The organism is Flavobacterium mekongense (assembly GCF_047038255.1).
Taxonomy (GTDB): Bacteria; Bacteroidota; Bacteroidia; order Flavobacteriales; family Flavobacteriaceae; genus Flavobacterium; species Flavobacterium mekongense.
Map to the genome: position 1 here is coordinate 2,205,197 of NZ_CP174374.1, position 15,943 is coordinate 2,221,139.

The 15,943-nt window shown below is 37.1% G+C and carries 16 protein-coding genes; 9 read left to right on the forward strand and 7 right to left on the reverse strand.

Going from position 1 to position 15,943, the window contains the following annotated elements; all coding sequences use genetic code 11:
• Window positions 1–6: 6 nt before the first annotated feature.
• The 5 genes from ACJG85_RS09405 (at window position 7) to ACJG85_RS09425 (ending at window position 5,716) form a co-directional block, all read left to right on the forward strand.
• Entirely contained in the window at window positions 7–1,755 is a 1,749-nt protein-coding gene (locus ACJG85_RS09405) for a cellulase family glycosylhydrolase (RefSeq protein WP_412476274.1), read from the forward strand.
• Between the two features lies 1 nt (window position 1,756).
• Window positions 1,757–3,979: a beta-glucosidase BglX gene (gene bglX, locus ACJG85_RS09410; protein ID WP_412476275.1), complete on the forward strand. Its 2,223-nt coding sequence runs from the start codon at window positions 1,757–1,759 to the stop codon at window positions 3,977–3,979.
• An 11-nt stretch (window positions 3,980–3,990) separates the two neighbouring features.
• On the forward strand, window positions 3,991–4,755 hold the full coding sequence (locus ACJG85_RS09415) for a glycoside hydrolase family 16 protein (protein WP_409680602.1): 765 nt from the start codon (window positions 3,991–3,993) through the stop codon (window positions 4,753–4,755).
• Between the two features lie 171 nt (window positions 4,756–4,926).
• The gene (locus tag ACJG85_RS09420; RefSeq protein ID WP_409680605.1) at window positions 4,927–5,514 is read left to right on the forward strand and encodes an RNA polymerase sigma factor; all 588 of its coding nucleotides are present in this window, start codon (window positions 4,927–4,929) and stop codon (window positions 5,512–5,514) included.
• Window positions 5,515–5,572: 58 nt separating this feature from the next.
• Complete coding sequence (locus tag ACJG85_RS09425; RefSeq protein WP_290872300.1) at window positions 5,573–5,716, forward strand: hypothetical protein; 144 nt, start codon at window positions 5,573–5,575, stop codon at window positions 5,714–5,716.
• Between the two features lie 18 nt (window positions 5,717–5,734).
• On the opposite strand, the gene ACJG85_RS09430 is transcribed toward ACJG85_RS09425, so the two are convergent.
• On the reverse strand, window positions 5,735–6,400 hold the full coding sequence (locus ACJG85_RS09430) for an endonuclease III domain-containing protein (protein ID WP_412463902.1): 666 nt from the start codon (window positions 6,398–6,400) through the stop codon (window positions 5,735–5,737).
• 63 nt (window positions 6,401–6,463) lie between these two features.
• Here ACJG85_RS09430 and bcp point away from each other — a divergent pair, with 63 nt between their 5' ends.
• Window positions 6,464–6,916 (forward strand): thioredoxin-dependent thiol peroxidase, encoded by a 453-nt coding sequence (gene bcp / locus ACJG85_RS09435; RefSeq protein WP_412476276.1) that lies wholly within the window; start codon window positions 6,464–6,466, stop codon window positions 6,914–6,916.
• Window positions 6,917–6,949: 33 nt separating this feature from the next.
• Here bcp and ACJG85_RS09440 read toward each other — a convergent pair whose 3' ends face one another.
• Window positions 6,950–8,416, reverse strand: a complete 1,467-nt coding sequence (locus tag ACJG85_RS09440) for a TonB-dependent receptor (RefSeq protein ID WP_409680615.1) — start codon at window positions 8,414–8,416, stop codon at window positions 6,950–6,952.
• A gap of 126 nt (window positions 8,417–8,542) precedes the next feature.
• Between ACJG85_RS09440 and ACJG85_RS09445 the strand changes: the two genes are divergently transcribed.
• Genes ACJG85_RS09445 through ACJG85_RS09455 form a run of 3 tightly spaced genes read left to right on the forward strand, consistent with a single transcriptional unit; the run spans window position 8,543 to window position 10,327 of the window.
• Entirely contained in the window at window positions 8,543–9,310 is a 768-nt protein-coding gene (locus ACJG85_RS09445; RefSeq protein WP_412463903.1) for an MBL fold metallo-hydrolase, read from the forward strand.
• A gap of 5 nt (window positions 9,311–9,315) precedes the next feature.
• Window positions 9,316–9,816 carry a hypothetical protein gene (locus ACJG85_RS09450; RefSeq protein ID WP_409680620.1) on the forward strand — a complete coding sequence of 167 codons (501 nt, stop codon included), beginning with the start codon at window positions 9,316–9,318 and terminating at the stop codon, window positions 9,814–9,816.
• A gap of 22 nt (window positions 9,817–9,838) precedes the next feature.
• On the forward strand, window positions 9,839–10,327 hold the full coding sequence (locus ACJG85_RS09455) for a hypothetical protein (RefSeq protein WP_409680623.1): 489 nt from the start codon (window positions 9,839–9,841) through the stop codon (window positions 10,325–10,327).
• 9 nt (window positions 10,328–10,336) lie between these two features.
• Here the strand turns inward: ACJG85_RS09455 and ACJG85_RS09460 are convergent, their stop codons facing one another.
• The 5 genes from ACJG85_RS09460 to ACJG85_RS09480 form a co-directional block, all read right to left on the reverse strand.
• Window positions 10,337–10,981 carry an alpha/beta hydrolase gene (locus tag ACJG85_RS09460; RefSeq protein ID WP_409680626.1) on the reverse strand — a complete coding sequence of 215 codons (645 nt, stop codon included), beginning with the start codon at window positions 10,979–10,981 and terminating at the stop codon, window positions 10,337–10,339.
• Window positions 10,981–11,304, reverse strand: coding sequence for a hypothetical protein (locus ACJG85_RS09465; protein WP_409680629.1), 324 nt, complete (start codon window positions 11,302–11,304; stop codon window positions 10,981–10,983). Before ACJG85_RS09465 ends, ACJG85_RS09460 begins: the two co-directional genes overlap by 1 nt.
• 11 nt (window positions 11,305–11,315) lie before the next feature.
• Window positions 11,316–12,569, reverse strand: a complete 1,254-nt coding sequence (locus tag ACJG85_RS09470) for a dihydroorotase (RefSeq protein ID WP_409680632.1) — start codon at window positions 12,567–12,569, stop codon at window positions 11,316–11,318.
• Window positions 12,566–14,497 (reverse strand): vWA domain-containing protein, encoded by a 1,932-nt coding sequence (locus tag ACJG85_RS09475; RefSeq protein ID WP_409680635.1) that lies wholly within the window; start codon window positions 14,495–14,497, stop codon window positions 12,566–12,568. The genes ACJG85_RS09470 and ACJG85_RS09475 overlap by 4 nt, the downstream gene beginning before the upstream one ends.
• A gap of 73 nt (window positions 14,498–14,570) precedes the next feature.
• Entirely contained in the window at window positions 14,571–15,917 is a 1,347-nt protein-coding gene (locus ACJG85_RS09480) for a DEAD/DEAH box helicase (protein WP_412476277.1), read from the reverse strand.
• Window positions 15,918–15,943: the final 26 nt, after the last annotated feature.

The following is a 15,943-nucleotide window of genomic DNA, read 5'->3' on the forward strand; positions in this document are numbered from 1 at the left end:
TTGACGATGAAGAAACAGTTGTTATTTTTTTTATTGTTATCGACCACTGTTTTTAGTCAGGGTTTTTTAAAAAGAGACGGCCAAAAAATTGTGGACGGCAAAGGCAATAATGTCCTATTGCGAGGTCTTGGTATTGGCGGCTTAATGGTGCAGGAAGGCTATATGCTTAAAACTGCTGATTTTGCCGGACCACAACACCAAATCAAGCAAAAAATAACCGATTTAATAGGAGAAAAAAACACTGAGGAGTTTTATAAAGCCTATAAAAATAACGGTCTTACTAAAAGAGATGTTGATTCTTTAGCAGCTTGGGGATTTAATTCAATCCGCTTGCCAATGCATTACAATCTTTACACTCTGCCTATCGAAAAAGAACCAATTCAGGGACAAAATACTTGGTTGGAAGAAGGACTTAAAATGACGGATGATTTACTGGAATGGTGTGCAGCGAATAAAATGTACCTTATACTTGATTTACACGCTGCTCCGGGCGGACAAGGGAAAGATGCCAATATTTCTGATTACGACGAAACCAAACCGTCACTTTGGGAAAGCGAAGCAAATCAAAATAAAATGATTGCTTTTTGGCAAAAATTGGCCGAGCGTTATAAAAATGAACCTTGGATTGGTGCCTACGATATTATCAACGAACCCAATTGGAATTTTTCGGGTACCAACAAAAACGGTTGTGATGAAACTAAAAATGTGCCGTTGCGCAATTTGCAAATCAACATCACCAAAGCCATTCGCGAAGTCGATACCAATCACTTAATCATCATCGAAGGGAATTGTTGGGGCAATAACTACAAAGGCATGTTTCCGCTTTGGGACGATAATATAGCCTTAAGTTTTCACAAGTATTGGAGTTATAATGATATGGCTACCATCCAAGAAATCGTTAATTACAGAAAAGAATGGAATGTTCCGATTTGGTTGGGTGAAACCGGAGAAAACTCCAATGTTTGGTTTAAAGATGTTATTACATTAATAGAATCTAATAATATTGGTTGGGCTTTTTGGCCTATGAAAAAAATCGACAATATAGCCGGTGTAACTTCAGTGAAAATAACTCCGGGATACGAAAACTTATTACGCTATTGGAAGGAGGGCAAAAATAAGCCAACAGTACAAGAAGCCACGGCAATACTGATGCAAATAGCCAATAATTACAAAATGGATAATGTAACAGTCAAGTATGATGTGATTGATGCCATGTTCAGACAAATACGAACTAACGATACCAAACCTTATAAAAAACAGGTTTTACCGGGAAGAATTTTTACAACAGAATACGATTTAGGACCAATAAATTTTGCTTACTTCGATAAGGTCGTAGCCAATTATTGGGTGTCAAACGGTGGAAAAGAAACCGATTGGAATTCCGGTAATCAAATGAGAAATGACGGTGTTGATATTCAAAAATGCAACGATACACCAACCAATGGTTTTGCTGTAATTGACACAGAGGATGGCGAATGGTTGCAATACACTTTCAACCTCACTGACGCCCAAACTTTTGAAGTTTCACTGAGATATGCAACCAATAATAACAGTAGTATTTATTTGGCCGACTCAAACGGCAACAAGGTTTCTAAAACAGTAACATTACCAACAACCGGAGGAGCTTCCAATTGGAACACGGTTGTTTTAGATAAAGTAGCCTTTACCAAAGGAGAAAACAAACTCAGAATTGTCTTCGAAAAAGGCGGCGCTCATCTGAACTATCTCGAATTTAATGTCCCGAAAAATAATTAAAATGAAAAACGTACTGACCTCCTTACTTTTATTTGTTGGATTGATTTGTTACTCCCAACAAAAATCTATAGACCAAAGAGTTGAAGAGTTATTGCAAAAAATGACCTTAGAGGAAAAAATCGGTCAGCTCAATCAATATACCGGCGACAATACTGTTACCGGACCGTTGACTATTAATCCTAACAAGCAACAAGAAATAAAAGAAGGAAAAATCGGTTCCATGCTCAACGTGATTGGTTGGAAATATACCCGTCAATACCAAGAATTAGCCATGCAATCGCGGTTGAAAATTCCATTGCTGTTTGGTTTAGACGTCATTCACGGTCACAAAACAACTTTTCCTTTACCGTTGGCAGAAGCGGCGAGTTGGGATTTAAAAGCGATGGAACTTTCGGCACGAATTGCGGCTATAGAAGCAGCAGCATCCGGAATTCATTGGACATTTGCTCCTATGGTGGATATTTCGCGTGATCCGAGATGGGGCAGGGTTATGGAAGGTGCCGGTGAAGATACTTATTTGGGCTCCAAAATTGCCTTTGCTCGTGTTAAAGGTTTTCAAGGGAATAAGTTGGGCGATTTAGACGCAGTTATGGCTTGTGCCAAACACTTTGCAGCCTATGGAGCTGCTTCCGGCGGAAGAGATTACAATTCGGTGGATATGAGCGACAGAATGTTGTGGGAAACTTATTTACCACCTTTCAAAGCTGCTGTTGACGCTAATGTGGCTACTTTTATGAATGCTTTTAACGACATTAACGGTATTCCGGCAACGGCCAATAAATACATTCAACGGGATATTTTAAAAGGGAAGTGGAACTACCAAGGTTTTGTGGTTTCCGATTGGGGTTCGATAGGCGAAATGGTTGCTCACGGCTATTGTAAAGACAACAAAGAAGCCGCTGAAAAAGCCATTTTAGCCGGAAGTGATATGGATATGGAAAGCAACGCTTATCGTTTTAACTTAGCCCAATTGGTTGCTGAAAATAAAGTGCCGATGAGTATTGTAGATGAAGCGGTTAAGAGAATTTTACGCAAGAAATTTGAGTTGGGATTGTTTGATGATCCGTTTAAATTTTGCAATAAAGAGCGTCAGGAAAAAGCTTTAAATAATCCGGAACATGCCAAAATTGCCCGTGATATTGCTGCCAAAAGTATAGTGTTGCTCAAGAATGAAAAGCAAGTTTTACCACTTTCCAAAGAAACCAAAACCATTGCCTTTATTGGTCCAATGGTTAAACCCAAACGCATTAATCACGGATTTTGGGCCGTGGATTTAAAAGATGTTGATTCTACTTACATCGTTTCGCAATGGGAAGGTTTGCAAAATAAAGTGGGTAAGAAAGCCAAATTATTATATGCCAAAGGTTGCGGTGTGGAAGACATGAGCAAAGCCGGTTTTCAAGAAGCCGTAGATGTGGCCAATCAAGCCGATGTAGTAATTTTAAGCATAGGCGAGAGATGGAATATGAGCGGTGAAGCTAAAAGCCGCAGTAACTTGCAGTTACCGGGTGTGCAAGAGGATTTAATCAAAGAATTGCAGAAAACCGGCAAGCCTATAGTTATCCTAATCAATGCCGGAAGACCATTAATTTTTAATTGGACAGCCGACAATATGCCAACTATTGTATACACTTGGTGGTTAGGTTCTGAAGCCGGTAACGCAATTGCCGATGTACTTTTCGGCGATTACAACCCGTCCGGAAAATTACCAATGTCTTTCCCAAGAACTGAAGGTCAGATTCCAATTTATTACAATCACTTCAGTACCGGAAGACCTTCTATAAATGAAGATAAAGTATACAAATCAGCTTATATTGATTTGCCGAACTCTCCAAAATTTCCGTTTGGTTACGGACTGAGTTACACAACGTTTAGCTATGGCAATTTAAAGTTGTCTAAAACCAAAATGACATCAGCTGAAACCCTTGAAGTATCCATGACTTTAACCAATACCGGTAAATTCGCAGGAGAAGAAGTAGTTCAGTTGTATCTTCAAGACAAGTTTGGTTCAGTGGTTCGTCCGATTATTGAATTAAAAGATTTTCAAAAAGTAAAGTTACAAGCCGGAGAAACCAAAACGTTGACCTTTGTTATTGATAATGAAAAGTTAGCTTTCTACAACCATGCCTTAGAATTTAAATCGGAGCCGGGAACATTCAATCTAATGATTGGTTCATCATCTTCTGACATTAGATTATCGACTAGCTTTGAATTAATTCCTTAAATATTACTGTTATGAAAAAAATACTGTTTATAGGATTATTGTCATTAGGCACATCTTGGGCACAACCTAAGGAGCGTAAATTGGTTTGGCAAGAAGAATTCGATGGTGTCACTTTGAATGAAAAAGATTGGAATTTCGAATTAGGAGACGGCTGTCCCAATATATGTGGATGGGGTAATAACGAAAAACAAATTTATACCAAAGATAACCACAGTTTTAAAAATGGGAATTTAGTCATTAATGTGCTTAAAAATGGCAACGATAATTATACTTCAACTAGAATCACTACAGCCGGTAAGAAAGAATTTCAATATGGTAGGATGGAAGTAAGAGCAAAAATACCAACCGGTAAAGGAATTTGGCCGGCCTTTTGGATGTTGGGTTCAAACATTAAAAAGGTTGGTTGGCCTAAATGCGGTGAAATTGATATTTTGGAATATGTTGGTCGTGAACCGCACAAAATTTTTACTTCTTTACATACCCAAGACAGTCACGGAAATACCATCAATACTAAGAAAACACAAATTGACAATATAGAAGAAGGTTTTCATTTGTATGCTATCGATTGGACTAAAGATAAGATTGAGTTTTTTGTAGATAACCAATCGGTTTATACTTTTAATCCCGATAAAAAAGACGAGAATGTGTGGCCTTTCAACCAACCTTTTTACTTTATCATCAATGTGGCAGTGGGCGGAAACTTTGGTGGTCATGATATAGATACCGGTATATTTCCGCAAGAATTTTTGATAGACTATATTAGAGTTTATCAATGATTAACGTCTTATTTTAACTTTTCTTAAAGCTTTTTTCAATTTTTATTTGTTTTTTAAATAAAAATTGTGTTAAATTTGGTTTATTAATTATTCACAAAACGATTTGCCTATACAAAAACACTACTTTTTAGATTAAAAATTCTTTTTTAACCGTTACTAAAAGGTATTGTTATGGCTAAATCTCAACTTCCAGACGCTGTATTAGTTGACAAGTATATTTCCGGCGATGAAAATGCGTTGGCAATCTTGGTTAATAGGCACCAATCAAAAATTTACGGGTATATCTATTCCAAAGTTTTGGATAGAGACATTACGGAAGACATTTTCCAAGAAACCTTTTTTAAGGTTATTCACACCCTTAAGTCACGTAAGTACTACAATGAAGAAGGCAAGTTTTTGTCTTGGGTATTGCGTATAGCCAGTAATTTGATTATCGACAAATTCAGAAGCGATAAAAAAATGCCGATGAACCGAGATACCGATGAATTGTCTGTATTTGCCAGAATCACAGATGATGCTTTAAACGCTGAACGCAAGTTAATCAAAAATCAGGTTGAAGTTGATATCAAAACCATCATCGAAAAATTGCCTCACGATCAAAAAGAAGTGATTATGATGCGCTATTATTTAGACATGAGTTTTAAAGAAATAGCCGATTACACCGGTGTTAGCGTTAATACTACTTTAGGAAGAATGCGCTATGCTATTACCAATATGAGAAAAGTGATTGAAAAAAATAAAATTTATTTGCCTTCATAGACAATAAAAAGTAATTTTTTGCGTTATCCTATAAACAATCAAACCAAGTGATTTTTATATGGCAAAACTTTACTCTAAGCGCAAATTAGCAACACCAAAAATGTTACCCAAAAAAGAAACTATTCGTTTGATACTTCAATATTCTTGTGCATTGAATATTATCAAAGTAGGCAACATGAACTTCGAAAATATTGCTAATTAATTAACGTCCCGTATCGAGTTAAACGTTACGGGATGTTTTTTTTAAGTACTCATTCAAAACCGATTTTCGACCAACGGTTTTAGTAATGATGTCCTTTTCCAAATTCCAACCTCTGGCCGGAGAATATTCTCTTCCGTACCAAATAATTTGAAGGTGTAAATCATTCCACAATTCCTTGGGGAAAATTGCCTTGGCGTCTTTTTCGGTTTGTTGCACGCTTTTACCATTAGACAAGTTCCAACGGTACATTAGACGATGTATGTGAGTGTCAACAGGAAAAGCGGGAACGCCAAAGGCCTGCGACATAACAACACTGGCCGTTTTATGACCAACTGCCGGTAATCTTTCCAAGGCTTCGAAACTTTGCGGGACTTCTCCGTTGTGTTCTTCTATTAAAATTTTAGACAAACCGTAAATGCCTTTGGATTTCATAGGAGATAATCCGCAGGGTTTGATGATTTCTTTGATTTCTTCAACACTCAGTTTTACCATATCATGAGGATTATCAGCTTTGGCAAATAAAATAGGTGTAATTTGATTTACCCTGACATCAGTGCATTGGGCAGATAACAACACCGCTACCAATAAAGTGTACGGATCTTTGTGATCTAAAGGTATAGGAATTTCAGGATAGAGTTCTTTTAACGTATTTATAACGAATGTTGCACGTTCTTGTTTGGTCATTTTATATAAATTTGGTCTGTAAATATAGTAAATTTAACCTCATAACCTTAGCAATTCATCAGTATGACAACACTAAAAACAGGCGATAAAGCTCCTGATTTTTCAGGAAAAGACCAAGATGGTAACCAACATTCGCTAGCCGATTACCAAGGAAAAAAACTGGTAGTTTTCTTTTACCCAAAAGCCAATACACCCGGTTGTACAGCAGAGGTTTGTGACTTAAGAGATAACTTTGAACGTTTCAAGGCCAATAATTATGAACTTTTAGGAGTAAGTGCCGATAGTGCTAAAGCACAGGCTAATTTCAAGAACAAGTTCAGCTTTCCGTTCCCGTTATTGGCTGACGAAGACAAATCGGTTATTCAGGCTTTTGGTGTTTGGGGGCCGAAGAAGTTTATGGGCAAAGAATACGATGGAATTCACCGTACGACATTCGTGATTAATGAAGAAGGAATTATAGAGGAAATCATTTCAGATGTAAAAACAAAAGCCCATGCGGCACAAATATTAAAATAAAAAAAGCCAAGAGTAATTCTTGGCTTTTTTGTTCTATACATTTTCTAATATTTTGTTTGGATCATAACCAAATAAACGGTGTTTCTTGATAATTTCTGCAATACCTTGCGGTAACATTTTTTCCCAACCCGGTGAACCGTTGTTGATCATTTTTAAAACTTCTCTGGAGAATATTTTCAAGTGGTTTTTATCAAAATCAGTAATGTCAACTACTTTACCGTTGTAAGCAAAGAACTTGTATAGTTCCTTCATACGAGGATGAACTTTCAAGTTTTGAGAGTTGATGATTTCCCCGTCTTCACCTTCCATTGGGTATAAGAATACTTTTAAATCTCTGTAGAATAATTTACCGAAAGCTTCCAAAATTCCGCCGCTCAAATGACGGTAATATTTCTCATCAAAAATATCCACCAAGTTGTTTACACCCATAGCCAATCCCATACGGGCTTTGGTATAATTTGAGAAATATTCAACCACTCTGTAGTATTCCTGGAAGTTTGAAATCATTACGGTTTGTCCTAATGAACACAACAATTCAGCCCTGTCCATAAAATCTCTCTCGTCGATCTCTCCCTCTGAACGTAGGTTAGAAAGGGTAATTTCAAAAATGACCAAAGTATTGTCTTTGTCCACTTTGCTTTCTTCCAAAAACATTTTCAACGACTTTTCATACATGTCCATGTTTACCTGAGTAACCGGACGGAAACTACCGCGTAAAGCCAAAATGTTTTTCTTGTACAAAATGGAAGCCGGTAATACGTTTTTACCGTCAGGGCCAAACATTACCGCATCGGTCATACCGTTTTTAACCAATTGCAAACTCATTAAACGGTTGTCTACATTAGCAAAACGTGGTCCTGAAAAATTAATGGTATCTATTTCTAACTGGTCTTTATCCAAGTGATCATACAAATAACGCAACAATTTTTTTGGGTCATTGTATTTGTAATAAGCACCGTAAATTAAGTTTACCCCTAAAATACCTAAGGTCTCTTGCTGCAAACGAGCATCAGTTTCTTTGAAACGTATGTGTAAAATAATTTCGTTGTAATCTTCATCAGGTTCTACTTGGTATTTGATACCAACCCAACCGTGGCCTTTGAATTGCTTAGCAAAATCGATAGTGGCTACTGTATTGGCATAACTGAAGAACATTTTATTGGGATGCTTATCTCTTTTCAAACGTTGCTCAATCAATTCCACTTCATGAGTCAACATTTTTTTCAAACGACTTTCCGTTACATAACGTCCGTCATCTTCAATCCCGTAAATAGCATCACTAAAGTCTTTGTCATAAGCAGACATAGCCTTGGCAATGGTTCCGGATGAACCACCGGCTCTGAAAAAGTGTCTTACCGTTTCTTGACCCGCTCCAATTTCCGCGAATGTTCCGTAAATGTTTTCATTCAAATTAATTCGCAAAGCTTTGTCCTTGATAGCCGGAATTTGTTCTATGGCTTTGTCGCCTTTAAGCTTTATATTCGAAACTGTTTTGTCCATGGTAGTTTGTATTCTTTGCAAAGTTAGTAAAATAGCTATTTTATAAAAAGATAATTAAGTCTATTTTTGTAAATAATTACTTTTAAAGTCGCTATTTTAAAGCTCATCCACAAAAACCATGCAACTATGCAAGTTTATTTTTTAGGCACAGGTACTTCTCAAGGAATTCCGGTTATCGGTAGTAATCATTCTGTTTGTAAGAGTACAGACAATAGAGATAAGCGTTTGAGAGTTTCAGTTTGGATTACTTGGGATGATCATTCGATAGTAATTGATTGCGGTCCCGATTTCAGACAACAGATGTTGTCTAGCGGTTGTTCACAACTTGACGCCATTTTGTTTACTCACGAACATGCAGACCACACAGCGGGTTTAGATGATATTCGACCATTTTTTTTTAAACAAGGCTTGCCGATTAATGTTTACGGACACCAAAGAGTATTGGCTAATTTGAGCAAGCGATTTGACTATATCTTTGAAAATGAAAACAAATATCCCGGTGCTCCAAGCGTTAACCCGATTGAGATAATTAATAATAACTCTTTTACTATAGGCAATACTTCGATTGTACCCATTAATGTAAAACATGGTAATATCCAAGTTTTTGGTTTCAGAATCATGGATTTTGCCTATTTAACCGATGTGAAAACCATTGATGATTTGGAAATAGAAAAGTTAAATGGTGTAAAAGTGTTGGTAGTAAACGCATTACGAGAAGAACCACATCATTCGCATTTTAATTTGCAGGAAGCTATAGATTTCATAAATTTGGTACAACCTGAAAAAGCTTATTTAACTCACATTAGTCACCTTTTAGGATTTCATGAAGAAGTGCAAAAAAGGTTGCCTGATAATGTTTATCTGGCTTATGATAATTTAATAATTACCGTATAAACACTATGAAAAAATCACTATTCCTTTATCTGTTCATCATCGCGGTTTTAATGAATATCTTCACCTACAAATATTTTACAGGAAAAGAGAACAGCATGAAACAGACCGAAGAAAATGCGGAAACTTCTGTTAAAAATGATTCGGCCAAAGTAGCTGATTTAGAAAATAAGCTTTATGATGCCAACTATTTTTCACTCGAGAGCAATGACAGAGCCATTAACTATTTGAATCAAAATGATATCAGCGCATTTTCTGAGAAAGTTAAGCAGGCGTTATTAGCCTATAACGATGATAAAGAAGGTAATAAATATACTGATCAAGCTAAAATGGGTGAGCAGAAGTTTATTATTAATAGGGTAAAATTACTGAATCACAGATGGATTATTGCCAATTACAGTAATGGAGAATTATGGGGAGAAGTCTTGTTGAAATACTTTATTAACGAAGATCAAACCGTTTCTTTTGAAATAATGGATTCGTATTTATATCCAAAAGAGTTAAATTAGCAGCCTACACTAAATCACATTTATGAAAAAATCTCTCTACTTTCTGCTTTGCTGCGGAATTTTAATCTCTTGTAAACTCACCGACCAAAAATCGGTTGAAGATGAGACTGTTGCCAATGAAGCAGTCAAAGATTCTTCTGCCGTTAACGACAAAGATGAACATGGTTGCTTGGCGACAGCCGGTTATGTTTGGTCTAAAATCAACAAAGAATGTATCAAGGCTTTTACCGGAGTTCCTCTAAATCCTATAGCCAATCCTGACAGTGAAGATGAATCCCTAAGTGCCTATGTTTTGTTTAGTGAGGATGGCAACCAGGCGGAAGTTTTTCTGCCAAATGATACCAACTCCATAGTGTTAACCCGAACAGCTGATGGCAAACCATGGATTTTTCAAGACTGGCAACTTGTGCCGTGGAAAGGATATGTGCTCAAAAAAGGAAACGAAAACAAATTTTCGGGCGATGGCATGATGGGTAAAAAAGTTACCGGTAGTGACACTGAAGAACAATAAAACTCTGGTTTAAGTAGACAACCAATGCTTGAAATCGAAAAAGTTTTGTGGTGCTACACCGTGACCAACCATATATTCTTTAAATACTATTGTAATTCCTAAAACTTGTAAAGCAGGAATTGATTTTCGGGCCCATTCTACCGGAATGACTTGGTCTACAGTTCCGTGTGAGGCAAAAATACGGAGCTTACTAAAGTCATTTTCCAAATAATCATCTACTGCAATTTCAGGATTCCAATAACCGCTTAAGGCTACTACTCGGCGTACTTTTTCCGGATAAGATAAAGCCACGGCATAACTTAAAATACAACCCTGACTAAAACCAATTAAAGTTACATTTTCAGCATCAATAGCATAATTAGCCACTAATTCATCTATGAAGCGGACAATAATATCCCGCGATGCACGGGCCTGACCTATATCGGAAAACTTATTTTCGTCGGCATCAAAATTAATAGCGTACCAGGCATGACTTCCATAAGATAAATCGAAAGGCGCTCGGGCAGAAACTACAAAATACTCTTCCGGAAGTTCACTTGCAAAGGAGAATAAATCTTCCTCATTACTGCCATAGCCATGAAGTAATAAGAGCAAAGGATTTTTCTCTTTTTTGATTTTTGGCGCTCTAACCAAATGGTATAACGATAATTCCATTACAATGATTTAAAAAGATTTTGAAAAAAGGCACCAACCATCGGCAATTGTCGCATTTGTCCTTGAACAGCTCCTAAAAATCCGTAAATCCATAGAATAAAATAGAATAAATAAAAGGCAGAAGTAGCCGTCCAACTATCGGCATAACCTACAAAATAACCCAAAACAAAGAACGACAAAAACAAGCCTAAAGCTTGACGAATGTGAAAGGAAGCAAAAGCCGATTTGTTTTCTTCCTGATTCATAAAAATAGCAATCACAGCTCCAATAATGGTTATGTAAGCAATTATAGCGGTGTTTTTTGATTTATCAAGATTTTCCATATCGGTGTTTTTTATGCTAAAACTAATTTTTCGTTGTTGTAAATGCCTATGGCTTTTCCTTGCATTGGCTGTCCCAGGAAAGCACTGTTCTTAGATTTTGACAGTATATTGTCTTTGCTGAAAGTCCAATTTGAATCGATTTCGAATAAAGTAAAATCAGCTTTTGAATTTATCTTAATCGGTTGTTTTTCAATGTTAAAAATGGTACTACCGAAAGTTAATTTTTTAACAATAATTTCCAATGGTAACACCGTTAATAAAGACCCGAAAGCGCTTTCTAAACCTATGGTGCCGTTTTTAGCCAAATCGAATTCCATCTTCTTGTGTTCAATGTCCATCGGATTGTGGTCGGAAGTGATGCAGTCGATAGTATCATCTAAAACCCCGGCTAACAAAGCTTGTCTGTCGGTTTCAGTTCGCAAAGGCGGGCAAACTTTAAATCGGGTATCAAAACCGTCTAACTTTTCATCGGTTAAAACCAAATGATGAACAGCAACACTACAAGTTACTGCCAAACCCTTGGCTTTGGCTTCTCTTACCAGTGCTACAGATTTGGTTGTAGAGATAGTTGGTATATGTAGTTTTCCTCCGGTATATTCTAATAAAAACAAGTTGCGGGCTATGATAAGCTCTTCGGCTAAATTCGGAATGCCTTTTAAACCCAATCGGGTGGAGACTAAGCCTTCATTGGCTACACCATTCCCTTTGATGTTTTCGTCTTGGGCAAATGCAATCACCAATCCGTTGAAATCTTGTACATATTGTAGTCCGATTTTCAAAAGGTTGGCATTGGCCAAACTTTTACCGTAATCACCAAAAGCTACAGCGCCGGCATTTTTCATATCGAATAGCTCTGCTAAATCTTTACCTTCACTGTTTTTGGTTAATGCGCCTATAGGATATAAGCTTGTAGCAGCCTTAGCGGCTTTTTGTTTTACAAAGTGTACTTGCGATTGGTTGTCAATTATTGGGTTTGAGTTGGGTTGTAATGCTACCGCTGTGAATCCGCTTTTAGCAGCAACTTCCAATCCGTGGGTTATGGTTTCTCTGTCTTCATATCCCGGTTCTCCCAAAGAAACTCCGGTGTCAAACCAACCTGGAGACAAGTGCAATCCGTTTTGTTGAAATTCTTGGTAATTGGCATTGTTTGAAACCGAAGTACCAATATCTTCAATGACTCCATTCGTAATTTTTACATCAACTGTCTGATTGTGAAAGGGACTTTTTGGGTCAATAATTTTGGCTTTTCGGATAACTAAGTTCATTTTATAAATTTTTGAATAAGCAGTTCTAATACTAAAAAGAGTAGGGTTAACATCACAAACCATTTCCAGATTTGTGTATCGGTTCTATCGGTTTGAATGGTGTTGAATACCGATTCAATGTCTTCAATTTCTGTATAACCAACCGCTATATCCGGATTGGCTAAGTTCAAATCGCTTTCTGTTCGGGTATAGTTAAAGCTAATGTTTTGTACCAAATTACCACCGTTAAAGATACCAAAATTTCCGGCTTCGGTAGGATTCTCGGCAAAATTCATTTTGACTTTAGTGTTCAACAATTGTTGTACCGGAATAAAATTTTCTTTAGTGTTTTTCACAGTCAGAATTTCATCTTTAGACAACAAGGCTTCAACCACAAAGGACTGATCTTCTCCTATAGTAGCAGCTGTCACGCCTGATTTTTGGCTGTTTTGTGCCATATTGTAAAACGTTGGTACGATCAGTGGTGAATTTTGAAAGTTACTGTTGGTTTTGTTTATAGGAGCCGCAAAAACATAAACTGCAGATAAAGGATTTGATAGTGATGTGAGAAATGCACTTTGGTCTTCATAGCTCAAAACAGCAGGCAAATTGCCTACGAATCCGAAAGCTTTTTTGGTAGATGGATATTGGAAATTATCTACTTTTTTCTCAAAAACATTGCTAAACAATGGGTGGTTGAAATTGATTTTGGTAATCTTTTTATCTCCTCCGGTAATGGCTTTCAACTGAACAACTCCAAAATTCCCCAAGAAAGCATTCAGAGTAGTAGTAGTGGTTTCTTCTGCCGGAATTACAACTAAATTGCCGCCTTTGGTTACAAATGATTTTAAAGTAGTTTGTAAGGCTTGCGGTATGTCCTTCAATTCATTGAGTACAATGGCGTCTTGCTTTTCCAATAAATTGTAGTCCAAATTAGCCAAGGGAAAATTGGTGTAATTGAATTCGTCCGCTGTGTAAATTCGAGCCAAGAAATTACTTTTATCCGTTTCGCCTATACTGATTACATTGGTTTTGCTCGGTTTTGAAATACTGAAATAATAGGTGTTGTCGTACTCCAAACCTTTGTCGGTAATCGAAACATAGCCGTGAAAATCTTCTTTGGGAATGGTAAACTTAATCAATTGGTTACTGTTGTTTTCATCAAAGTTAACAACCGTTTTTGCAATCAATTTATTTTGATTGTACAAGGCAATCGGAACAGTCGACACATCGCCATTTGCCGTCAATTTCACAGCAATTTCATAAAAACTATCTAAGTTTTGTTGGATATAAACACTGTCGATAGCCGCATTGTTCTTTTGCTCGGCTTCTGGGATAATGAAATAAACGTTGTCTTCTTTTTTGAAGCTTTTCGATTCGTTGGCTTGAACTCCAACAGCATCAGTAATTACTACGATATCTTTATTGAAAGCCGATTTTCGGGCATTGACTTTAGCAATCAAATGATCCAATCGGAAAGGAGTTGCGCTGTATTGTAAGTTTTGTAAATCTCGTTGAATCGATTTAATGTCGGTATTCCAAAAGGTTTCCGTATTGGTAATCAAAGAGAAATTTTGGGTTTCCGGAGTATGTTCTAATAATTCTTGTACGGCTCGTTTGAGCAATTCGCCTTGCTGCCCTTTGGCTTGCATACTATACGAATTGTCTAAAATAATATACATTTCGTTAGTCGCTTTTAAACTGTCTTTGGCTGTAAAGAAAGGTTGCGCAAAAGCCAAAATTAAGCAGGCGAGTAGTAGTAAACGAGTAAAAAGCAACAACCATTTTTTGATGGTTGAACTTTTTCGGGTTTGTATAGAAAGCTCTTTAAGGAATTGAACGTTAGTGAAATATTCTTTTTTAAAACGCCGCAATTGAAACAAATGCACCAAAATTGGAATCACCAATAAAAAGAGAAAATAAAGGATTTCCGGGTGTTTGAATTGCATTTAGTAAAAGTTTATCAAAAATAGCACTTTTTATGGTTTTACCTAAGTGTTTAAGACAATTTTAGCGATACTCTTATTTCTTTTTGCGTTTGGCGGCTCGGTTTTTCAAAATGTTACGATTCACCGACGAGCTGGTTTTCTTTTTGGTTTTAGATGGTCCGCCTAAGTTGACTTTTTTGTTTTTCTCTTTCTTCTCGTGAAAGGAAGCGCCGCCTTCTAATTTTGGCTTTTTCAACAAGAATTTCATTTTCTTTTTCTTGTCTTTTTCAAATTCTAACAAACGTTCGGCTATAACCACGGTTTCCGGCAAGTCGAGAAATTCGATTTCTTTTTCCATCAATAGTTCGGCTTCAATCATGATTTCTTCTTCTCGCGGACTAATTAAACTGATGGCGATACCCGATTTATCGGCACGACCGGTTCTACCGATACGGTGAATGTATTGCTCGGGAACTTCGGGAAACTCTACGTTGATGACATGTGTGATATCTGAAATGTCCAATCCACGAGCCATGACATCGGTAGTAACAATTCCTCTGATTTCACCGGCTCTGAAATTGGCCATCGTTTGCAATCGATAATTCTGTGATTTATTGGAATGAATAACCCCAAATTGCTCAGGATACATTTCTTCTAATTTATCAGCCAATAAATCGGCGGTTTTTTTGTTGTTTACAAAAAGCAAGACACGTTCATAAGCTTCGTCTTGGAGTAAATCGGCAATAAAATTGACTTTAGTGAGGAAATTAGGCACTTTGTACCCTAATTGGTCTATTTTTTCCAAAGGTGTTCCGCTTGGGGCTAAAGAAACCTCTTCGGGAAAATCAAAATATTCTTCCAACATTTCGTCCACTTCATCGGTCATCGTAGCGGAGAATAAGATGTTTTGGCGTTTGCCTTTGAGCATGGTTAGGATGGAAGTAACTTGAAAGCGAAATCCAAGATTCAATATTTCATCAAATTCATCGATGACTAATTTTTGCAAGTTATCAAAGCGAACCACATTGTCTAAAGCCAAATCCATGATTCTACCCGGAGTGCCCACTAAAATATCAATCCCTTGATAAACCGCAGTTTTTTGAGTGTTGATGTTCACACCTCCGTAAACACCTAAGGTACGAACGGACATGTATTGACTCAATTTTTCAACCTCGGCAGCTACCTGTACCACTAATTCACGGGTTGGCACTATAATTACCACTCGAGGGGTATCGGTAGCGGCAAATTTCCATTGTTTTAATATGGGTAACAGATAAGCAAAAGTTTTTCCGGTACCGGTTTGGGCAATTCCCATCACATCGCGTCCTGACATAATCACCGGAAACGCACGTTCCTGAATAGGTGTAGGTGTAGTCAACCCTAATTCGTCAACGGCTTTTTGTAATGATTTCGGAAGATTGAATGACTCGAAAGTGCTCATGGTTTATTGAATTTCGGGCAAAGGTA